The organism is [Mycoplasma] falconis (assembly GCF_006385795.1).
Lineage (GTDB): Bacteria > Bacillota_I > Bacilli_A > Mycoplasmatales > Metamycoplasmataceae > Metamycoplasma > Metamycoplasma falconis.
The window spans coordinates 1-21,854 of record NZ_VFSS01000005.1 but is presented as its reverse complement, the minus strand read 5'-3'; the positions used below and the strand labels follow the sequence as shown (position 1 = coordinate 21,854).

General features: G+C 27.4%; 19 protein-coding genes, 10 tRNA genes and 1 rRNA gene. 8 read left to right on the top strand and 22 right to left on the bottom strand.

What is annotated here, in order from left to right:
* Window positions 1-2 precede the first annotated feature (2 nt).
* From cmk to FJO69_RS01840, 4 genes are read left to right on the top strand one after another with little or no spacing between them, the layout of a single operon-like run.
* A complete protein-coding gene (gene cmk / locus FJO69_RS01855) occupies window positions 3-671 on the top strand; it encodes a (d)CMP kinase (RefSeq protein ID WP_211333783.1) in 669 nt (222 codons plus the stop codon).
* Window positions 671-1,990, top strand: coding sequence for a ribosome biogenesis GTPase Der (gene der / locus FJO69_RS01850; RefSeq protein WP_170177206.1), 1,320 nt, complete (start codon window positions 671-673; stop codon window positions 1,988-1,990). Before cmk ends, der begins: the two co-directional genes overlap by 1 nt.
* A gap of 1 nt (window position 1,991) precedes the next feature.
* Window positions 1,992-2,981 (top strand): NAD(P)H-dependent glycerol-3-phosphate dehydrogenase, encoded by a 990-nt coding sequence (locus FJO69_RS07145; RefSeq protein WP_140781298.1) that lies wholly within the window; start codon window positions 1,992-1,994, stop codon window positions 2,979-2,981.
* 15 nt (window positions 2,982-2,996) lie between these two features.
* Window positions 2,997-3,293 (top strand): HU family DNA-binding protein, encoded by a 297-nt coding sequence (locus FJO69_RS01840; RefSeq protein ID WP_140781297.1) that lies wholly within the window; start codon window positions 2,997-2,999, stop codon window positions 3,291-3,293.
* A gap of 24 nt (window positions 3,294-3,317) precedes the next feature.
* Here the strand turns inward: FJO69_RS01840 and recU are convergent, their stop codons facing one another.
* The 4 genes from recU to FJO69_RS07130 are packed head-to-tail and all read right to left on the bottom strand — an operon-like array spanning window position 3,318 to window position 8,014.
* Window positions 3,318-3,824, bottom strand: a complete 507-nt coding sequence (recU, locus tag FJO69_RS01835; RefSeq protein ID WP_140781296.1) for a Holliday junction resolvase RecU — start codon at window positions 3,822-3,824, stop codon at window positions 3,318-3,320.
* Between the two features lie 47 nt (window positions 3,825-3,871).
* Window positions 3,872-6,106, bottom strand: coding sequence for a UU173 family protein (locus FJO69_RS07140; protein WP_140781295.1), 2,235 nt, complete (start codon window positions 6,104-6,106; stop codon window positions 3,872-3,874).
* Window positions 6,096-6,938, bottom strand: coding sequence for an MAGa7180 family putative nuclease (locus FJO69_RS07135; RefSeq protein WP_140781294.1), 843 nt, complete (start codon window positions 6,936-6,938; stop codon window positions 6,096-6,098). Before FJO69_RS07135 ends, FJO69_RS07140 begins: the two co-directional genes overlap by 11 nt.
* A gap of 8 nt (window positions 6,939-6,946) precedes the next feature.
* Entirely contained in the window at window positions 6,947-8,014 is a 1,068-nt protein-coding gene (locus FJO69_RS07130) for a hypothetical protein (protein WP_140781293.1), read from the bottom strand.
* A 116-nt stretch (window positions 8,015-8,130) separates the two neighbouring features.
* On the opposite strand from FJO69_RS07130, the gene FJO69_RS01815 reads away from it, so the two are divergent.
* Entirely contained in the window at window positions 8,131-9,000 is an 870-nt protein-coding gene (locus FJO69_RS01815; RefSeq protein ID WP_140781292.1) for an FAD synthase, read from the top strand.
* 30 nt (window positions 9,001-9,030) lie between these two features.
* Here FJO69_RS01815 and FJO69_RS01810 read toward each other — a convergent pair whose 3' ends face one another.
* A complete protein-coding gene (locus FJO69_RS01810) occupies window positions 9,031-10,872 on the bottom strand; it encodes a hypothetical protein (protein WP_140781291.1) in 1,842 nt (613 codons plus the stop codon).
* 191 nt (window positions 10,873-11,063) lie between these two features.
* Between FJO69_RS01810 and FJO69_RS01805 the strand changes: the two genes are divergently transcribed.
* Both FJO69_RS01805 and FJO69_RS01800 read left to right on the top strand, forming a co-directional pair.
* A tRNA-Thr gene (locus tag FJO69_RS01805) sits at window positions 11,064-11,139 on the top strand.
* 5 nt (window positions 11,140-11,144) lie between these two features.
* A tRNA-Leu gene (locus FJO69_RS01800) sits at window positions 11,145-11,229 on the top strand.
* Window positions 11,230-11,325: 96 nt separating this feature from the next.
* Here FJO69_RS01800 and FJO69_RS07125 read toward each other — a convergent pair.
* From FJO69_RS07125 to FJO69_RS01785, 3 genes are read right to left on the bottom strand one after another with little or no spacing between them, the layout of a single operon-like run.
* Entirely contained in the window at window positions 11,326-12,444 is a 1,119-nt protein-coding gene (locus tag FJO69_RS07125; protein ID WP_140781290.1) for a DUF342 domain-containing protein, read from the bottom strand.
* Window positions 12,444-13,358: a hypothetical protein gene (locus FJO69_RS07120; protein ID WP_140781289.1), complete on the bottom strand. Its 915-nt coding sequence runs from the start codon at window positions 13,356-13,358 to the stop codon at window positions 12,444-12,446. Before FJO69_RS07120 ends, FJO69_RS07125 begins: the two co-directional genes overlap by 1 nt.
* A 54-nt stretch (window positions 13,359-13,412) precedes the next feature.
* The gene (locus tag FJO69_RS01785; RefSeq protein ID WP_140781288.1) at window positions 13,413-14,309 is read right to left on the bottom strand and encodes an RluA family pseudouridine synthase; all 897 of its coding nucleotides are present in this window, start codon (window positions 14,307-14,309) and stop codon (window positions 13,413-13,415) included.
* 34 nt (window positions 14,310-14,343) lie between these two features.
* Between FJO69_RS01785 and FJO69_RS01780 the strand changes: the two genes are divergently transcribed.
* Entirely contained in the window at window positions 14,344-14,691 is a 348-nt protein-coding gene (locus tag FJO69_RS01780; protein WP_140781287.1) for a YigZ family protein, read from the top strand.
* A 30-nt stretch (window positions 14,692-14,721) separates the two neighbouring features.
* Here the strand turns inward: FJO69_RS01780 and FJO69_RS07115 are convergent, their stop codons facing one another.
* The 14 genes from FJO69_RS07115 to FJO69_RS01710 form a co-directional block, all read right to left on the bottom strand.
* Entirely contained in the window at window positions 14,722-15,540 is an 819-nt protein-coding gene (locus FJO69_RS07115; RefSeq protein WP_140781286.1) for a SemiSWEET family transporter, read from the bottom strand.
* Window positions 15,541-15,666: 126 nt separating this feature from the next.
* Window positions 15,667-15,742, bottom strand: a tRNA-Phe gene (locus FJO69_RS01770).
* A gap of 1 nt (window position 15,743) precedes the next feature.
* Window positions 15,744-15,820, bottom strand: a tRNA-Asp gene (locus tag FJO69_RS01765).
* Between the two features lies 1 nt (window position 15,821).
* Window positions 15,822-15,897: transfer RNA gene (locus FJO69_RS01760), tRNA-Met, on the bottom strand.
* A 3-nt stretch (window positions 15,898-15,900) separates the two neighbouring features.
* Window positions 15,901-15,991: transfer RNA gene (locus FJO69_RS01755), tRNA-Ser, on the bottom strand.
* A gap of 1 nt (window position 15,992) precedes the next feature.
* A tRNA-Ile gene (locus tag FJO69_RS01750) sits at window positions 15,993-16,068 on the bottom strand.
* A 26-nt stretch (window positions 16,069-16,094) separates the two neighbouring features.
* Window positions 16,095-16,171 (bottom strand) — tRNA-Met (locus tag FJO69_RS01745).
* A 4-nt stretch (window positions 16,172-16,175) separates the two neighbouring features.
* Window positions 16,176-16,252, bottom strand: a tRNA-Ala gene (locus FJO69_RS01740).
* A gap of 5 nt (window positions 16,253-16,257) precedes the next feature.
* Window positions 16,258-16,334, bottom strand: a tRNA-Pro gene (locus FJO69_RS01735).
* A 101-nt stretch (window positions 16,335-16,435) separates the two neighbouring features.
* Window positions 16,436-17,701 carry a GTPase ObgE gene (obgE, locus tag FJO69_RS01730; protein WP_140781285.1) on the bottom strand — a complete coding sequence of 422 codons (1,266 nt, stop codon included), beginning with the start codon at window positions 17,699-17,701 and terminating at the stop codon, window positions 16,436-16,438.
* 120 nt (window positions 17,702-17,821) lie between these two features.
* Window positions 17,822-19,372: a methionine--tRNA ligase gene (metG, locus tag FJO69_RS07110; RefSeq protein ID WP_140781284.1), complete on the bottom strand. Its 1,551-nt coding sequence runs from the start codon at window positions 19,370-19,372 to the stop codon at window positions 17,822-17,824.
* 1 nt (window position 19,373) lies between these two features.
* Window positions 19,374-20,159 (bottom strand): tRNA1(Val) (adenine(37)-N6)-methyltransferase, encoded by a 786-nt coding sequence (locus tag FJO69_RS07105; protein ID WP_140781283.1) that lies wholly within the window; start codon window positions 20,157-20,159, stop codon window positions 19,374-19,376.
* 69 nt (window positions 20,160-20,228) lie between these two features.
* Window positions 20,229-21,614 carry a hypothetical protein gene (locus FJO69_RS07100; RefSeq protein ID WP_140781282.1) on the bottom strand — a complete coding sequence of 462 codons (1,386 nt, stop codon included), beginning with the start codon at window positions 21,612-21,614 and terminating at the stop codon, window positions 20,229-20,231.
* 138 nt (window positions 21,615-21,752) lie between these two features.
* Window positions 21,753-21,854: ribosomal RNA gene (locus FJO69_RS01710) — 23S ribosomal RNA — on the bottom strand; the annotation flags it as partial.

The window sequence follows — 21,854 nt, the reverse complement described above, 5'->3', positions numbered from 1 at the left end:
TTATGGAAAAACGAATTAACATTGCTATTGATGGACCAAGTGGCGTTGGAAAAACTGTAATGAGTACGATGTTAGCCAATAAACTTGGTTATAAGTTTTTAAGCTCAGGTAGTTTTTATCGTGTTATCGCTTATAATGCTTTAAAAGAGAATATTTCACTTAGCGATGAAGAAGCTGTTAACTCAGCTTGAAATATAGAAGATTTACACATTGATGAAAAAGATCGTTTAATCTTTAAAGGCGAAGATGTAACAACTTTAATTAGACAAGACGAAGTTTCACAAGCTGCTTCAAGTATTGCAAAATATTCATCTGTTAGATTAAAAGTAAACGAATTTATTCAATCTTTTGCTAATAAAAACAAAGGCGTTATTGTTGATGGTAGAGATGCTACTTACCGTATTTTACCCCAAGCCGAAGCTAAATTTTTCTTATGAGCTGAACCAGAAGTAAGAGCGAATAGAAGACTAAAACAAGATTTACAAATGGGGATTTCTTCTAATTATGATGAAGTTTTAGCTTCAATTAAAAAACGTGATTATAACGACATGAATCGTGATATAGATCCGTTAAAGGTAAGCGAAGGAAGTTTAGTAATTGATACCTCTAACATGAGCGTACAAGAAAACTTTGATGTCATGTATGACGAAATTTTAAAGAGGTTATCATAATGAAAAATATAGTTGCGATTGTTGGTAAGCCTAATGTAGGTAAATCAACTCTTTTTAATAAAATAATTAATAAAAGAAAATCAATCGTCTATGACAGTCCAGGTGTAACCAGAGATAGAATTTATGAAAATGCCGAATGATCAGGACATGAATTTAAAGTTATCGATACCGGTGGAATTACAATTGAAAATGAAGACTTTAAAGAACAAATTAAAGTCCAAGCCCAAATTGCTATTGATGAAGCAAGTGTTTTAATTTTTATAATCGACGGTAGAGAACCATTAACCGCCGAAGATTATTATGTAGCTTCTTTATTAAGAAAAACTAATAAACCAATTTTATTAGCGGTTAATAAATTAGAAGGAAGTAAAACTGATTATTTCGATGGAACAATTTATTCTTTAGGTTTTAAAGAAATCTTTCCAATTTCTTCAATTCACGGAGACGGTATTGGTAACTTATTAGATGCTGTTTTAGAAAACTTTGATTATTCTCAACCTGAAGTAGATAAACATTTCAAATTAGCTATTTTAGGAAAACCTAATGTTGGAAAATCTACTTTATTAAACTGTTTAGCTAATGAAAATAGAGCTATTGTTAGTGATGTAGCCGGAACAACTCGTGATTCTGTTTCTGAATTAATTAAAATTAACGGTGAGGAATTTGAAGTTATTGATACCGCCGGTATTAAACGTAAATCTAAATTAACCGATAGTGTCGAACACTACGCTTTAATGAGAGCAACTAATTCGATCGAAGAAGCTGATTTATGTTTATTACTATTAGATGCCACTGATGAAGTTACTCACTTCCATCAAAGCATTATCGGGATTGCTTACGAACTTAAAAAACCAATGATCGTTATTGTTAACAAGTGGGATTTAATTGAAAAAGATACCAATACAATGGATCGTTTTAAAAAAGATTTAGCTAAAAAACTTAAATTTGTCGATTGAGCACCATTAGTATTTATTTCAGCAAAACAAAATACCAGAGTTAATAAATTAAAAGATGAAATTATTAGAGTTAAAAATAATATTTCAAGAAAAATCAACACTAATCAATTAAACAACTTAATGATGTCAGCACAAATGATAAGACCAGCTTCTTCAATTAATGGTAGAAGATTGTCAATTACTTTTTCAAAACAAATAGAAGCTAAAATTCCAACTTTTATTTTATTTGTTAATAATACAGACTTAGCTCACTTTACTTATTTGAGATATATTGAAAATCAAATTAGAGAACACTATGATTTTGCTGGTACACCAATTGAATTAGTGTTAAGAAACAAAAATAAAAAAGTAGGTGAACAATAATATGCCTAGCAAAAAAATAACTATTTTAGGGTCTGGTGCAATGGGTTCAGCCTGCGCTTCTATCTTAGCCAACAATAAACACGAAGTCATTATATATGGCATTGACAATCAGGAATTAACTGATTTACAAAACGGCAAAAATAGTCGTTATTTTAAAGAAATAGAACTACCTAAATTTAAAACTACAACTGATTTAGATTTAGCAATTGAAAACGCAGATTATATTTTATTTGCTATTCCTACTAAATTTATTCCTGCTATTTTTGAACTAGTTGTTTCAAAAATAAAAAACAAAACCACAATCATCAACGTAGCCAAAGGTTTTTGACCAGAAAAAAATATTTCCGTGCATGAACAAATGCAAAATTTAACTGTTTTAAACGATCATATTAAAGGAATAGTTTCACTTATTGGTCCTTCTTTTGCAATTGATATGGTGGCAAAAAACATTACTTTAATTGACGCAGTTTCAACTGATTTAAAAATCGCTCAAGATGTACAAAAACTATTTTCTAATAGTTATTTTAGAGTTTATACACAAACAGATGTTAAAGGTGCGGAAACTGGTTCTATTTTTAAAAATATGTACGCTATTGCAGCGGGTTTAGCTGTGGCATTAGGATATTCAACTAACACTCAAGTTGCCTTATTAACTAAAGGTTTACAAGAAATGAGTGTTTATAATAAATTTATTGGTGGCAAAGAAAATACAATTTACGGCTTAACTGGCTTAGGCGATTTAATTCTTACAGCTTTATCTGAAAAATCAAGAAACTATCAATATGGTTTAAACTTTTTCAACAACAATTTTAGTGCTTTGACTAACACCGTTGAAGGTTTAAAATCAATTGAAATAGTTTATGATAAATACGTAGCAACTAAGGTTTTAAATTTACCAATCGTTGAAGCTCTATACGAAATAATTTATAAAAAAACAAACCCTAAAAAAGTTATTGAAAATTTAATGAATAAAGAACTTAAAAACGAATAAAGGAGAATTTATATAATGAATAAACGCGAATTAATATTAAAAACAGCTAATCTAACTGGTTATCAACAGGTTATGATTGAAGATATTTTTGACAACATAATTTACGTTATTACAAGCGAGATTGCACAAGGACAACAAGTTTCTATTTCAGGATTTGGAAATTTAAGTTCTAAAATAATGCCCGCTAAAACTAAAATTCACAACATTACTAAAGAAGAAATTAATGTTGAAGAAAAAATGGTTCCTCGTTTTAAATGTTCTAACGCTTATAAAGAAAAACTAAACCAACTTTATAAAGAATATAAAAAATAATTTGAAGCTATAAAAGCTTCTTTTTTATACTTTATTTTTAATCGGTCATAAATAATCTAAAATACCTGGAAAATCTAGTTTTAGTAAAATACCGATTTTCTCTACTTTGGCATACGTCAAAGTTTTTTTATTTAAAATGGCTTCTTTAAAATCAGTATGTCAAATAAAATAAAAAGTATTTTGCTCACTAAAATAGATGATTCAAAAAGCTAAACCACCATAAAAATTAATTTGATCTAAATATTCAATTTGATGTTTTTTGATGTTATATAAAGTAAAATTCTTTTCTTCGGTACTTTTAGCTTCGAATGCTAAAAATCTACCGTTGAAAACACCATAATAATCAACAGTAGATTTAGATTTGATAGTTGCATCTTTTAATTGAAATTGTTTATTAACAAGGTCAATTCCTTTAAACTTAATATCTAGATTTTTCTTGTGAATTAAAGCCATTTTATTAAGCAAATAAAATTCATTAGTTTTGTTAATAATACTTTCTAAAAACATGCCACGATTATTAGTGTTTTTCATATTTTAATTACACTATTAAATCGTTAATATTATTCTTTATTATTTCGCTATTTTTTCTTAGGTTTTTTAACGTTAGTTAATAAACTTTCAGCTAATAACTCTTGGTAATTATTAAAATATTTGACTTTATCTTTTTTTAGTAATTCTTCTATTAATTCAAATGACATAATCATCGCCAAAACATCGTTATGGCAATATTTTTTTAGCTTAGAAGTTAAATCTAATCATTCATTATCACCAATTCCACTAGGTACAGCTCTGGCAGTTGCTAGCTGTAAAGCCATAGAACCATTTTTAACTTCCAATTCGGCATAAGGTTTAATAATATGTTTAATATTTAAACCTAATTCATCGGCAAAATGAGTTGCAAACTTTTCTATCTTTTTAATTGAATAACGATGTTTGTTATAAGCAATTAAAACAGGAGTTTTTTTTATGTCATAAGGGTTTTTACTATTTAGATAATATAAATCCACTAAATCAACTAATTTACCACTTATTTTGGAATTAGAACTAATTTGATCAGGATTGCCAACAATTTCATAAACTTTGTTCTTAATCTCATTAAATTTATCAAAACTAATTGAACCATCTTTTAAATATTCACTTAATATTTCAATCGATTCTAATAATCTCGATTTTTCATATGTTTTATTAAAAACAACATAATATTTAGCGTCTTTATCATAAAGATCTTCAATCATCTTAATAATACTTAAATAAGAATAATTTTTAGGATCATATATATAATCTGCCGAATCAATTATTTCGCCATTTAATGTTTTGATAATTGATGTTTGACACACCAGTTGTTTTCAACCAGCAAAATAATTAATTAACGGTACAGGTAGAGTAACTCCTTCATAATCAAATCAAACAATTTTGGCGTCTTTTTCTTTTAAGGCTAAATAAACTTCATGACTTTCAATATCTGGACTTATAGCTACTTTATTGTGATTATAAAAATTAGCAAAAGCAGGGTGTAAAAATTGTTCCGAAGCATTAGTAGATTTATCAACATCGTTAATTAACAATTTAATTAAACATTTTCCTGCTTCTTTTAAATTTTCGATCTGGGGATAATAATAAGTTAAAAGATCACTGTAATATTTATCACTGCCACCAAGATTGTCTACTAAATCGTTCCCCGAATCAAAATTACCGTCTAATTGTTTGGCGTCAATTCACTGATCCAAATCAAATTGTTTCATTTTAGTTAAAAATTTATTAAAATCACATTTGTATTTACTAAAAGATTTATTATCGCTTGTTTCGTTAAAATTATTTTCATCGGCTGAAAAGTCAAAAATTGAACTTAAATTTTCATCAATATGTTGAATAATTGTTTTAGCTTCTTGTTTAGATCTACAAGAAAGAATTTTGCCGTTTATTTTATCCCTTAATTCTAATACACTCGCTGTCGAAACTAATTCTTTTTGATTTAGTTCTTTGGCTAATGAACTAGCTGAAAATTTACTTTTAGTTGTTTTAGCATATTCAGATAATCCAAAAGTAATTTCGCCTTTTTGAATATCACGATTTAAAACAAATTCAGGTTTAACTAAATAAACTTTATTAATCTTGATATTAGTTGCTTTTTGAAAAACGTTAACATCATAATAAGCTCTTAAAATGTTTTTAAATTTAGTAGCCGAAGAATAAAGCAAAATGCCCAAAGCTTTTTCTTTTGAATCATAATAAAACGGTTTGGAAATTACGTTTTCAAAAACAAAAACTGGGTTAATAATTAAACAATCTTTTTTTAAGGCATTTAAAGTAAACTCAATTTTATCTTTCAATTTATCTTTGGCTTTAATAGTTTTAATTGCAAAATCTAGACCGTATTTTTGTTTATAAAAACTATTTAAAAATGTTTTAGCTCTACTTTCTACTAATTCTATTCCTGTACGAGAAATTTTGAATTGTTCGTAATTGCTTAATAAAATTTCATAAATTTCTTTATTGATTTTATTGTGAAATTTATCATCGTTATGGTAAAGCTGTTTAATGTATAAAAACTTTTCGCCAGTTGAATTTAAAGTATCTATTTTTTTGGCTTGATCTTCATCTAAGTTATTAATAAAATGCTGTTCGATAATTTCATTAACTGGATTAAAGTCCATATCCCAGTTTGAATATTCATCACTTTTTGATTCTTCAAATTCGTCGTCAGATTCGTCTTCATTCTCTAAAAAGTTTTTATTAAAAACTAAATAAGGTCTCATCCGATTGAGACCTTCAAATTCACGGTAAGTATGATATTTAGGTTTATTATTTTTCATACTGAGGAACTGCTTTCCCTTCTCTAACTCATTTTAAATATAATTGTTGCCATTCTTCTTGATTTTGACAAGCTAAATAATCAATTAAATCTTGATCGGTTTCTTCGTTTCAGGTTGGGCTGATGCCTTTTAAAACGTATTCATCGTATCAGTGTTGACATTTTTGCATATCGTCTAACACTTCAGGTTCATTAACATAAAATTTTCAAGATTTAACTTTTCTAGTTTTAACATCAACTTCATAAGGATTAATATAATCATTTTCTTCTAAAAAACAAGCCACAATAATAAAATCTTTTTCTCCCATTAAATGAGTATAAAGCATTGCTTGTTTAATATATTTAACTGGTAGACCAAACTTATCTCAGTTTTCTAAATTTTTAGCTCCAGATGTTTTAATTTCAACTACTAAATGATCTTTTTCGATATACCCATCAGGCAAACCACCAAATAATTTATTTTCTTTAAAATAATCGTAGTTATATTCATGAGCTGGATATCTTTTAATTTCAACGTTTAATTTCTTTTCAATCCCAGCTAAAATTTTAGGTTCTAAGGCAACCCCTGCATTAATATATTTAGGATCTAAAACTGGAAGTGCACAACGAAAAATACGAGTAAAAGCGGCAAACGGACTGCTAAATTTTTCAACTTGTAATATATCACCAATACTTGAACCAGTAATTTTACCTAATCCAAAAGCAGTTCCAATTTTATTATTAATTTTTTTACCTAAAATTTCAGGTTTAATAACTAATCTTTTATTAACAAAATCTAAGTCATAATTAACGCCGTTAAAACCGCCTTTACGATCCGGAATAATAATATTCATATTGACTCCTATTCTTCAAATTTAACATATTGATGATTTTTAATAATATCGTGATAAAACTTACGATCCTCGCTTGGTAATTTACTTATTTCGAAGTAATTACCGGCTTTAACTCTTAAATAACAAACCTTAGTTAAAGCTACAATTTCATGTTTTTCGTTTTTTGCTTTTCATTCTTCATAAGCATTTTTTAAAAAGATATTGACTTCGTCTTCCTTTTTATTTGGATAGTATGTATGAATAATTTCATGTAATAAGGCAAAAAAGATAAATCCTTCATTCTTATGCATGTCAGATAAAAAGATATAACGCACTAAACCTTTTTTAAGGGTTATTGCTCTTACAAAAGAATCTTCAATATAGGTTTTAGTAATAAGCACAATGCCTTTTTCAGCTAAAAAGTTTTTAATTAAAGCAATTCGGTGAGCAAAGCTATATTCTTTAATACACATATAGCTTAAAATCTTTTCAAAAGTATAAGTAAAATTAGTAGATCTAAAAATACCTAAATGCGGTAGATTTTTAATTCTTTCGACTTGTAGCTCGCAATATCTAATTCAAACTAAAGCATTTGGTCTTTTACGATAAATTTCATGATTAGAAATAACAATGGTATCTAAAATCTTTATATAATCTTCCAATCAATAAACACCGTAAAAACGTTTTAATATCATTAGTTTAGCAATATCGTTCATATCTTCAGAAAAAGCAATTTTTATTGCTTGCGAAAATTCAGGATGTTTAATTAAAAAGTTAATACCAAACTTTTCAAAAAGATAATCTAATTTTTGCGATTGAATTGCTAACTTTTTGCTGTTGTAATATTTATAAACTTGAAATAAATCGCCACTTTTTAAATCAAAAGCATTTTCCATGGCTTCAATAACAGAAGCAAAAATATCACGATGCTCATTGTTAAAAAGTTGAGTTAAATAACGTGGTGTAATTCTGGCTCTTATTGCCATTTCTTTAACACTAATTCGCATCTTTTTTAAATAATATTTAACTTCGCCACCAAAACTATCGCTATGTAAATCAATATTTTTTAAAATCTTATTACTATTTGAAAATCCCATTTTATTTCCTTATCTTCTTTACATAAAAATTATATATTATTAAACTAATATATAAGCTAACCTTTAATACTTACAAACTTTGACATTTTAAAAAATAAGCAGTTAAAATTGTTAATATGAAAGTTTTTAGCTGAGATTTTAAAAATAATTTAAATATTAATGAAGATTTGATTTTAATTATGGGTTCATTTGAATCAATCCATTTAGGTCATTATGAACTAATTAAATTAGCCAAATCAATTAAACAACAAAGAAATTGTAAAATAGCAATGATGTTAATGCAATCACCGATTAAAAAAGGTGAAGTCGCTTCATTAAAAGCTTTTCAACCTAAAGTAAGGCTTTATACTTTAGATAAGTTAGGTATTGATTATGCCTTTGCTGTGGAACCTAATCAAGAAATAATTAATTTAGATTATAAAAAAGTAATTGAAAATTTAAAACTAAATAACGTTAAATATATTGTTTGTGGAGAAGATTTTAAATTTGGTTTTAACCGTTTAGGAACAATTGAAAAATTAAGAAAGCATTTTGACGTTAATGTCGCTTCGGCTAAAAAGGTATCAGGTGTTAAAATTTCTTCTTCATTAATTAACGAATTTATTTTAGAAGGTAATATTTCAGCGGCTAACGAACTTTTAATTGATAATTATGCTTTTATTACTAATATTGAACAATTTTATTTTAACCAACCAAAACATTTAACGAAATTAAAAAATGGGGTTTATATTGTAAACGTCATTATAGCTAATTTTGAGTATCACGGTTTAGTTAAAATAGATAATAATGTTGAAAGTGAAGAAATTAGAAAGAGTGTAATGTATCTTTTTGATTTAGAATTCATACCGTCAAAATATCAAGAAATATACATTGAATTTATTGCTAAAATAAGACAAATAAATAATGAAAGTGAAAACAACTTAACAGAAAAAGATATTCAAATAGCTAAAAAATATTTTGTGGATTTATTAAATAAAGAAAAATAAAAATGGTTTTTATCAAACCATTTTTTTGTTTTAAGATTGAGGTTTTGTATCAGGATTATTAGTAATAAAAGAATTAGATTCCTGAGGTATACTAATAATTTGATCTTCGCCGTTTTCGCTGTTTATCATTATGTTTACATTATATTTAACTTTAAAGTTTAATCTGTCATATTCACTACTTTGAAGTTCAAATCCTTCAATAGATTTTACTTCAATGCTTAAATGCATTAATTGATAACCAAAATTAGCATTTATCAAGCCATTTTCACTATCTATTTCATCTAAAGACATAGCTTTATTTGAACCATTATCAATTATGACGTAAGCATATTTTGAAGAATTATTTATTGTTTCAAATCCTTCGCTTGTTTCTCTAAATAAATTTCAAACTGGATAGCGATTTAAAAAGTACTTATTTAATTCGTTGCCTTCAATTTTTAAATCGTCTTTATTATTTTGTTGTTTATATCAATCAATTAAACCTTCTCAAGCTTTTTTTGTTCTAAGTTCAGCAGGATTTAAAACAAGTAGTATTGAATTTTTTAAAGTTTCTACATTAGCTTTTTTAAATCCACTAATTTCTTTTTCTATATAATCTGATTCAAAATTTTGAGAATTATTTCTTCATTTTAATTTAATTTGTAAATATAGTTTACCAGTTGCGTCATCAGCTTTAAAATTAGTTTCAAAAACAATAGGTGTATCTTTATAAATTTGATATTCCGGGTTGATTATAAAAAATAGATGGGTGTAATCAATGTTTTGACGACTTTTAGCAAAATAATATGAAGCATAATAATCTTTTATATGACTTTCTTGGTCTTTGGTCGAAATTATTTGATTATTTAAAACATAATTTAAATAATCTTCCTCAGTGTAATCCAATTGATTATACGTATATAAGATGTATTTAGAATTGTAAACATTTAGCGGAGTTAAATTTGGATCACTGTTTATATTATAATTAGCTGATAAATATTCAACAGTGGAAATAATCCTAATAATATTACCGTGTTGTTCAATTGCCAAACTGCTTATTTCAAAGTTTTTATTATTTAAAATATCATATGTTTCTTCACCGATTAATAAATCATATTTTTTAAGATAAGTTTTTAATTGATTGGTATCTTTTAATATAAGTTCTTTTACTGTTAATTTTTCAGAAAAAATTTTGTTGAAATCGAACTCAATATTTGCAGTTTGAGTTGGTGTTATTTTTTTAAATAATGAAATTTCTACCTGATTATTATTTTCATCAAGAGAAATGCTGCCATATTTACCGCTTAATTGTATTTTAATAGTTCCTTTTTGATCACTAAATTCTAGAACTTCAACTTTAGTAATATTAATTTCTTTATCTTTATTATCAATTTTTATTTCATTAAGTTGTTTGTATACTTGCGAAGGTAGTTGGGTGTTATTGATATTTAAATATTGTAATAAATCTCCATAAGAAGAAATTCTTAACCCGTTATAATCTGCTTCTTGATAATTTAAATCATCAATAGGTTTTATATTATTTTTTTTAAAACCAGAAATTTTAAAAACAATATTATCTAAACTGTTTGCTTTATATTTTCCATTAATTTTAAAATCAATAGATTGATCTTTTTCGTTTTTAGAAATTACTGTTATTTTTTCAATATCAAAATCACCTTTGGCAGGTTGTAAACTTTCTAGATAATCAGCAGCTTCGTCAACGGTCATTGTATTTTTAAGATTTAAAAAAGCTATTAAATCTTTATATTTGTTGATTGATAGATTATTGTATTTACCGCCAGCTTCAGGGTTAGAACATGACAAACTTATAAGAGGTGCAGACAAAACAACACCAGAAGATAAAGCAATCATTAATTTATTGATTTTTTTCATTAAAACCTCTTTATTTTTAATAATTTTATAAATATTATAAATACTAAATTTTAAATTTATAAAACATAGAGAATAGCTTTACATTTTTATATTAAATTTTAAGATAAATGACTTTAAACAAAATATTAAAATATGGAAAAATATAAAAAATAAGAAAAATTTTATATATAATAATTAAGCACAAAAAACAAGCCGTTTTAGCTCAGTTGGCAGAGCAACTGACTTGTAATCAGTAGGTCGTAGGTTCAAGTCCTATAAACGGCACCATAAACGCGCGAGTGGTGAAATTGGCAGACACGTTAGTTTTAGGCACTAATGCTTTACGGCGTGAGGGTTCAAGTCCCTCCTCGCGCACCATATCACTTTGTGTTAATAAAGAGCTTAATCGCTCTTTTTTTATTTATCTTTTATAAATTAAAACTAGAACTTAAATCTAAGTTCTAGTTGAAATTATTATTTATCACTTAAAAATTTAGCTTTTAAATAATGTTTATATTCGTTTAAGAATTCATTAAGTGATTTTTCTTTAACATCTTGACCGTTATTTAAACTATAAACAACTACAGAGTTAGGATTGTAAAACAAATCTTCAATATCGTTATCACGATAAGTTAATCATGAATTTTTTTGAATTTGTTGATACATTGGATCTTGAGATCTAACTGTATATAAATATTCTTCATATTTTTTATCAAATTCTTTTTTATTCATTTTTTCAAAATTTTGGGTTTCTTTAATAATTGACACTTTTTTATCCATATGTTCCATTCAAGCTACTTCTTTTTCAATTTGGCTTGAATTTTTGTTTACTTTATAAGTGCTTTCGTCTGAACCTAAAATTTCTTGTTCTTTTCTTTGCTCATTTTCAATAAAAGCTAATGATTCATTAAAGAATTTAATTTTAAATTGTTGATTTAAAAATTCTAAGTATTGTTGTCAATTATTTTTAGTTTCCATTTTGTTATAAAAACTAATAAAGTTAGCTAAAACTCTTGGTAATAATGGATTATTAGCTTCCATTTTTTTGACATCAATTTTAATTTCAGCAGGATATTCTAAACTTAATTCATCATGAATATTTTCGTGTAAAGATTTAAGTTCTAAATCAATATCTTTTTTACCATGTTTATATTGAGGATAATTAAATGATAAATGTCATATTAATAAAATAGCAGTATTTGTCGCAATTAGACCAATAATAGATAAAGCGATTAAAACATAATAAATATTAATATTATTCGATTTTATTCCTCTTGCTTTAATCACACCAATAATAACTACAATTAAAGAAAATAAATAAAGAATATTTATCATTATTCAGTTTAAAGCTGATGATGATTTTAATTTAAATCCTTGAACATATTTAATAACTAAATCATTGCCTAAAACATCTTTAGTTTTTTTAGCACTTTGTTTAAAGTAAACAATAAATTTAATTGACATGTATAAAGCAAAAGCTAATAAGGCTAAGGAAATTAAAATAAATACTATTCAATTATGACTAGGAGTTGATGCAGCTGGTTTTTCGCTTGAAGTAGTTGCAGAATTGGTTTCTTCTAAAAAAGAAAGCATTAATTAACCTCTTTATCGTCTTCTTCGTTATCTTGTTTTTTAGATTTTTCTTCTGGCTTAGTTACAATATTTTTTTCTTCAAAAATAGCTGCTATTTTTTCTATTAATTCTTCACGGCTAAAACTGTTAGCTCCAAAAATATTTAATTTTTCTGCCATGGCTAATAATTGTTTATCGTCTAAACGAGCTAATTTAGATCTATAGTCATCTTTATACATTTCTGCTGCAGAAGCTTCTTGGTTTTGACTTGTTTGCGGAAATTCTTCACTTGGACGCATACCGTTAGCTTGCTGCATAAAATTATTAAATAATTCGTTAAATCCACTGTTTGCCATCATTTGTTTTTGAGTAATGTTGAATTTTAAAATTCTAAATAGTTTAATAACTTTACCGCATCTTCATCAAACAGCGAAATAAACCACAATAACTAATAAAGTATAAACAAGTTTTAAAATTTGGTTTATATCTCAAGCCGGTATTGAGAAATAACTAATTCCTCCAAAAATAATGCTTAAAATATTTCAAATAATAATAAAGATATAAATTTGTACTAATCAAAATGAATATAAAGAATAATCTTTTTTATTCATTGCTCTTACAAAAGAAACAACGTGTCATACAAAAACAGCTGCTCCTAAAATCGTTGCAAAAGTTTGTAATAATAAACTTGTTAAATACTGGTTATTAGCACTCGCTTGTGGATTAGCTAAGCTTTTGTTAGATTCGCTAATTGCACTAGTGTAATATGCAATATAAGTTTGTTTTGCAGCAGCATAATAAATTAAAGTAGCTACTTGCAATAAAACGATTAAAGCAAATAAAACAGTAAAAGCAATAAATCATGGATTTCACTTTTTATAGTTTTTATCATATAGTTGTTGCGGTGAACTATATTCGTTTAAATCAATATTCATGATTCCTCCTTTTTTTAGAATATTAATATATAAATTTTAATTTATTTATGTTATTTATGCTGCATTTTCAATTTCTTGTTGCATTTGTTTTGGCAGGTCAACTTCAAAATGCATTTCTTTACCATTAGGATCGATGAAACTTAATTCTTTGGCGTGTAATCTTTGATTAAAATCATCAACTTGTTTATTATAAATAGGATCACCATATACAGGGTGTTTAATGTAGTTCATGTGTACTCTTATTTGATGTGTTCTACCGGTTTTTAAATTACATTTAACAAGGGTTTTATCTTTATTATTAACTTTAAGGTATTTAATCACTTCAACTGAGGTAAAAGCATTTTTAGAATTTTCTTCTGTAACTGCAAATTTTTGTCGGTTTTTAGGATCTCTACCAATTGGTAAATCAATGTTTATATGTTTATTTGCGACAATACCATCAACGATAGCGTAATAAGTTCGTTTAATATCGTGATTTTTAAGTAAAGAAACAAAATAATTATGAGTTTTATTATTTTTAGCAATTATTAATAATCCGCTAGTATCTTTATCAATCCGGTGTACGACACCCATTCTTAAAAGTCCATTAACATTACTTAAATTATTTTTAAAATGATACATTAAAGCGTTGACAAGCGTGCCTTGATGATGACCGGGTGCTGGATGAACCACCATTCCACTTGGTTTATTAATAATTAAATAATCATCACATTCATAAACGATATCAAGATCAATATTTTCCTCTTTTACATCTGTTTGTTTATCAATTAATTTAACTACTTCAATTTCATCGTTTTCATTAACAACAAACTTATTTTTATTAACTTTAATGCCATTAACAAAAACAGCTCCTTCTTCAATTAGAGCTTGAATATCATTTCTAGTAATTTCAGAATTATTAGCAATATATTTATCAATTCTTTCTGTATATTTAGCGATTAATTTTAGCATATGAAAATTATAACAAATAAGATATAATACAAGAATGAAAGCTCTTGAAATCAAACGCTCGAAATTTATCCCTATAATGAAAGAAATTCACAGTAAAGATGAATTTAAAAAAATAAGAGAAGATTTAAGATTAGAATATAGACCTAAACACATAGTTCATGCGTTTATTATTGAAGAAGACGGAAAAATTATTAATGGGTTTAGTGATGATAAAGAACCAAAAGGTGTAGCCGGAATGCCAATTTATAATTTAATGATTAGAAAGAATTTAAAAAACAAAGTTATCTTTGTTATTAGATATTTTGGTGGCGTTGAATTAGGTAAGGGTAATTTAAGAAGAGCTTACGTTGACGCAGCTAATTTGCTATTTGAAGAAGAATAAATAAAATCTGGAAATAATCCAGATTTTTTATTATTTAATTGTTTGAGGATTTAATTTTTCTTGTTTACGCATTTTACTTTCAAAATTAAAAATAAAGGCAGTTTGAATTCCGTAAACAGTTAAAGAAACAATTTGTCAAGTAATACCACCAATAATTCCTCTTAAACCACCTTTTGTTTGAATTCTAATTGCTTCAGCTACATTTGGATCATTAATAATATTATTCATTGATACAAGGGTTAACGCGAAGTAAATAATTCATCAAGTGTTGTTCATCATAAAGATTAAAGGCATTCAAGGGGTTTGACCTCTGAAATCTTTTTTCTTTAAACTGATAATTAATTGAGGTAAAAAGGCAAGAGTGGTAAATGATGGAGAAATTAAACCAATGATTAAAGCAGTAGTTTCATCAAATGTAGGGATTACGCTAGTATGTTCAGCACTGTCATAAAATTTACCAAATTTTAGTTTTTGTCATACAGTTACAATAAAGACAGCAAACATTGCTAAAGCGACCAATTCACATAAAATTATTCCTAAAATTGGTTTTCACATCATTTTTTTATCGTAATCTTTTTTGTATTTATATAAATAAAACATTGTAAATGAATAAATTAGTGTACATAAAAAGTTTGATAAGAAAATGTATCATCCTTGTTCGTTTTTATTAAATACACCATAAACTAATCAAGCTAATAGACCAACAAAGAAAATTCAATATGGTAAAAATTTAACATTACCTGAATCTTTTGTTTTACGCAGTCTTAAAAGCTGAGGAAACCCTAAACAAACTGTTGTTAAAGCTCCAAAAGCTCCAAAAATATTAATAAATATTTGTATTGTTGTCATAACTTCAAAATTATACCAAAATTGAGTTTATTTATTATTTCATAATAAATAGAACAATCTTCAATTAATAAATTTAATTGTAAAAAATAATAAAAAAACACCAAATGGTGTTAGTCATTTCTGAAATGGTGGCTCCGGCAGGAATCGAACCAGCGACACACGGAGCTTCAGTCCGTTGCTCTACCAACTGAGCTACAGAGCCATGGCGGTCCAGACGGGAATTGAACCCGCGATCTCTTCCGTGACAGGGAAGCGTATTAAACCACTTTACCACTGGACCGTGGTTGCGGAGATTGGATTCGAACCAATGACCTTTGGGTTATGAGCCCAACGAGCTGCCGACTGCTCTACTCCGCTATATGGCGGGCAATGAGGGATTTGAACCCCCGCGGGCCGTGAAGCCCCTGGCAGTTTTCAAGACTGCTCCCTTCAGCCTCTTGGGTAATTGCCCATGGTGGACCCAACAGGACTCGAACCTGTAACCGACCGGTTATGAGCCGGTTGCTCTAACCATTGAGCTATGGGTCCTATACCCTTGTTGAGTTACATTCATTTGGTAGCACCGATGAGAGTCGAACTCATGACCTTCCGGGTATGAACCGGACGCTCTAACCAACTGAGCTACAGTGCCATAATGGTGGAGAGGAAGGGACTCGAACCCTCTACCTCCTGCGTGCAAGGCAGGCGCTCTGGCCAGGTGAGCTACCCCCCCATAAATGGTGAAGAAGACAGGATTCGAACCTGCGACCGCTTGAGCCCAAGTCAAGTGCTCTACCAAGCTGAGCTACTTCTCCACTTTTTTTGTTTTGAATGCTTAATTATTATATATAAAATTAAATAATTATTTTAAAAAAATTAATTTTTATTAAACCCTAAAAAGTATTAAATTTGATAACTAAAATTCGTCTGAATTTCAATCGAATTGATAGTCTTTGATCTTGACTGTGTCACCGTCTTTAACACCGGCTTGAACTAATTTTTCAAAAACTCCTAAGCCTTTTAATTTATTATTAAATCTTCATAAGTTGTCGATTGAGTTTAAAGGAATTAAATCATAAATTCTATAAACATCATCTCCACTAATTTCTCATTCGTTATAGCCAACCATTTTAACCACGACTGGGTTTTTATCTAAAGTTATAGTTACAACTTGTTCTTCAATTTCTTGATTAATTACAGCTTTGGCATTTTCTAAAGCATGTCATAAAGCTGCTTTAACAGGATCAATGTTATTGTCGTATAAAGCTGAATATTCAACTAATTTAACATCTGGATAAGCTTCTTCGAAAGCTTTTTTATGTTCTTCAAAAGCTTCTAAATCAGATTTATTAGCAATAACTACTTGGGTTAATTTTTCAAGTGATAAATTGTAACTTTTTAATTCATTATTAATAATTTGATAATCGACAACCGGATTTTTTTCCGGTGAGCCAAAGTCAATAATATGAGCGATAACCTTACATCTTTCAATATGTTTTAAAAATTGAATACCTAAGCCCTTGCCTTCGTGTGCGTTTTCAATTAAACCGGGTAAATCGGCTACAACAAAGCTTTTGTCATAAAACTTAACTAAACCTAATTGCGGCACTAAGGTTGTAAATTCATAATCAGCAATTTTAGGTTTAGCATTACTTATTTGTGAAAGAATAGTACTTTTACCAGCGCTTGGTTTACCAACGAAACCAACATCAGCTAAAACTTTTAAAGTTAAATGTAAATCAAATTTTTCACCAGGGGTTCCGTTTTCAGAAATTCTAGGTGCGGTATTACGACTAGATTTAAAACGAGGATTTCCTTTTCCTCCTTTTCCACCTTTAGCAATTAAGTATTTACCTTCATCAACAACGTCAGCAATTAGTTTTCCATCTTTAAAAACCATAGTTCCTAATGGTACTTTAACAATTAAATCTTGTCCATTAGCTCCGTAAGCGTTTTTAGGTTTTCCGTTTTCTCCGGCTTGAGCTATTAATTTGTTTTGGTAATAAAATGGCAACAAAGTATTTTGACCTGTATCTCCTTGGAAATATACAGATCCACCATCACCACCATCGCCGCCGTCTGGTCCACCTTTATCAACATTAGCTTCTCTTCTAAAACTAATTATTCCGTCGCCACCTTTTCCGGCTTGTACATATACATTAACTTCGTCTATAAATCTCATGATTAATAATTTTATCAAAATAACCTTAAAATAAGTGGTTTTGACAAGGGTAAATAAAAAATATACCCACTGTATATTTTTCTAGATTTGTCATATATATTTTGGATATATTTTTTAATATTATTTTTTAATTCTAGCAAATAAAATTTCTTTAACATCAACATGTTTGTTATCAAACTTTTTAAAATCAAATAATTTTGATTCAGAAAGATTTTCTTGACATAAAAAGTTAAAAACTTTCGCCGTTGTTTTAGGCATTACTGGACTTAACATATAATTAACCGCATAAATTCCTTGTAATAAAGTATTTAAAACAACATTTAATCTTTCTAAATTATCTTTAAGTTTTCAAGGTTCGTTTTTATCAATATATTCATTCATATGCTTACTAAATTCAATTGCTTTATGATAAGCTAAATCAGCATGGTAATTATCCATTTGTTCGCAATAAAATTCATAAGTAGTAGTTATTTCAGCTAAAAGGTGTTTGTCAATATCTAATAAATTATTTTCAACAAAAATAGTTCCATTGTCAAAAGATTGATTAATCATTTTTACAGTTCTATTTAACAGGTTACCAAAGTTATTAGCTAAATCAGCATTTAAAACATTAATTAGTAAATCCTCAGAAAAACTAAAATCATTATCAATATTAATTTGACTACTAAAGAAATATTTAACTGGTTCGGCTCCATATTTTTCAATTAAAGGTAAGGGTTCTACGACATTACCTTTTGATTTAGACATTTTACCTTCAGGAGTAATAATTCAAGAGTGAACTACTTCTTTGGTTGGTAAATTTAAATCCAATGAATGTAAAAATATTGGTCAATAAATGGCGTGAAAACGACTTATTTCTTTAGCTAACATATGTACTCTTTCATCACCGTTAGCTCAATATTTTTCATATTGTTGCTGATCCTTAGATAAATAACCAATACCACTTAAATAACTAAATAAAGCATCTAATCAAACGTAAATAACATGTTGTTTATCGTTATCTTTTTTATCAATTTTGATTCCTCAATCAAAAGTAATACGAGTAACTGATAAATCTTCTAAACCTTTATCAATAAAGTTATTTAAAAGTTCTTTTTGTGTTGCTTTGTTAGTAATAAAATTAGGATGATTTAAAAAGTATTGTTTAATTCAGTCATTAAACATTGACATTTTAAAGAAATAACTTTCCTCTTTAATTAATTCTAGTTTTTGTCCTGAAACAGGGTGGAAATATTCACCATCTTTTAAAATAGCTTGTGATTTAGTCATAAACTCTTCATCACTAATAGAATATAAACCTTCATAAGAACCTGAATAAATAAAACCTTTTTCTAACATTTTTTCAAACACTAATTTAACGGTTTCTTCGTGGTTTTTATTAGTTGTGCGACTAAATACTTGATAATCAATATCTAATTTCTTTCAAAGGTCAACAAACTTTTCGGCTTGCATATCGACATAAGCTTGTGGTGTCATATTATTAGCTAAAGCTTTTTGTTGAATTTTTTGTCCGTGTTCATCTATTCCGGTTGAAAAAACAACATCATAACCTCTTTGACGTTTATAGTTAGCATACATTCAAGCTAAAGTAGTAGTAAGTAAATGCCCAATGTGTAAATTGCCACTTGGGTAATATATAGGTGTTGTAATATAAAAAGTTTTCTTTTTCATCTTATTCTCCTTTAGCTTTTATTGGTTTGTATAATTGCTTAACTTCATCGCGATAAACATGGGTAGTTTTATCTTCGGGGTGTAAATAAATATTTGGTTCAAAATACGTGCCTCAGCCAGCATTAAACCTTGCTTCTACTAAGCAAAATTTGGGACGACTATTAATTCTTGTATAAACTATTTGTACTCTTTTAGGTTCAAAATTGTATTTTCTTAAAAGACATATTAAATCAATGTATCTTGCCATTGGTAAAACAATCGCTAAATAACCTTTTTGTTCGATGATTTTAGCTGATTTAGATATTAATTGTTCTAAATTAAGATTAATTTCATGAGTAGCTAATTTTAATTCTTCACTGCCAGTTTTTCGTGGCTGATTATAATCCTCATTATAATAAGGTGGATTAGCAACTATTAGATCATATTTTTTAGCTTTATTATTGCCACATAAAATTGCATAATCATCAGCTCAAACCTTAAAATCGGCTTCGATAATATTAATCTGATTTTCCATCTTATTTAACTTAACATTTTCCTTAGCTAAATTAGCAGCTTTAGATTGGATCTCGATTGCATCAATTTGAACTTTTTTAGATCGAGCAGTCATAAAGATTGATAAAGCCCCATTATTAGTACCGACTTCTAAAACCTGTCTAACTTTGCGATTCATTGAAGCAAAATTGCCTAATAAAATAGTATCAACCGAATAATTAAACATCTCTTTGTCTTGATAAACAAAAAGATCACCGCTATAACCTAAATTATTTTTAATAATGCCTTTTTTCATACGTTTAATTATAAATTAAACGTTATAAAGTTTTATATCTTAGTTATAAAAACAAGTTAACTTTTTGAGCTAACTTGTTGAATTTTTATCGAGATTTTCATGTTCTTGTAAAACTTTTTGATAAGTTTTTTTATCAAAAACCACATAAGCATCTTGATATTTATTAATATCTTGAATCCCTTCTTTTGAAAGAAGACCAGAACCAACTACACTAACATAAGCTTTTTTGATGTAGTAGTATAAAGAAACTGACGTAATAATACTAATTAAAATACCAAAACAAAAGATGGTTCAAATGTCTTTAAATCCAGTAACCCCTTTACCCGTTGGTATTAAAACATCTTTAATAAAAACAATTCAACCTCCATTAGGCATATTAGTTGTAATAGTTAATCCCGATAAAATAGCAAATCAAGAAATAAATGGAGTAATTAAAACAATAATTACAAAATACATTAATGGACTTAGGAAAAATAAAGTAATAATTAAGCTATGATATTGTCCGAATAATAAAGAAATAATAATTGATATAGCATAAATACTTACTGCGTAAGTTTGACGTCCTTTATTAGCACTAATTATAAAAACCATCCCTAAAAAAGGAGCTACAAACATTGATAAAATTAAATCAAAATAAGTTGTATCTTTGGCTAAAAACATTAGTTCAAAACCTTTATCAAAATTTAAAATATTTAATCCTAAAATCAACATATAAGCAACTAAGGTATTAGAATTGTTATTTACCATAGTTTGATTAGAATTAACTGTTGTAGCGACTTGTTGCACTAAATAAATAAGTGGCATCATTAAACTAACATGTAAAATTCCAAAAGCAATAGATAAACCAATAATAGTTAGTGAAGTTAAAATAACTTTATTTATTCATAAAAATAAACGTTTAGATTTTGATAAATAAATAAGATTAACAATTTTAGCATTAAGATACCCAACTAAAAAACCTAGTAAAACATTAGTTCTAACAAATGCAAGTTTAAAACCTTTATAACCCATATATGTATCAATTATTTCTGTTCCTTCAATGTTTTTAATCGAAGTATTTAAATAACTAAACGAACCAGTTTCACCATAAATAAACATACTTTGTATCATTAACATCATCGCTCATCCAATAATGGTTAATATCGCCGCTAATGACTTATTAAAACTAAAAGCAACAGCAATCGAAAGAGCAGTAAATAAAGGCACTAAATTAATTAGTTCTCGTATTACTTGTCAAGCAACATTTAAATGATAATAACTGCTACTTTTTTCATCAATATTAACAACAATAGTTTGTAAGACACCATTAACAATAGATAAAAATGTCAAAATAGCAATTGGTAATAAAACTGCTTTAAAAACATCAGTCATAAATAAACGCATTAAAGCAAATATTCGATTTTTAGGTATTAATCTTTTATTAGTTTCGTTGTTATTTATTTGCTTTGTTTTCATATTTAAAAATTATATGGATTTTTAATTTTAAAGCTTAATTTAAGTTCAAAATAAATAAAAACTACAAGGAGTTAACCTTGTAGTTATTTGTTCTCTGAAAACTGAATATCGTCTATTTAGATTACTTCTATAGAATTAACTATTAAACCTATCAATTTATTAGTACTGGTCAGCTGAATACATTGCTGTACTTACACCTCCAGCCTATCAACCTCATAGTCTATAAGGAATTTAAAGGGA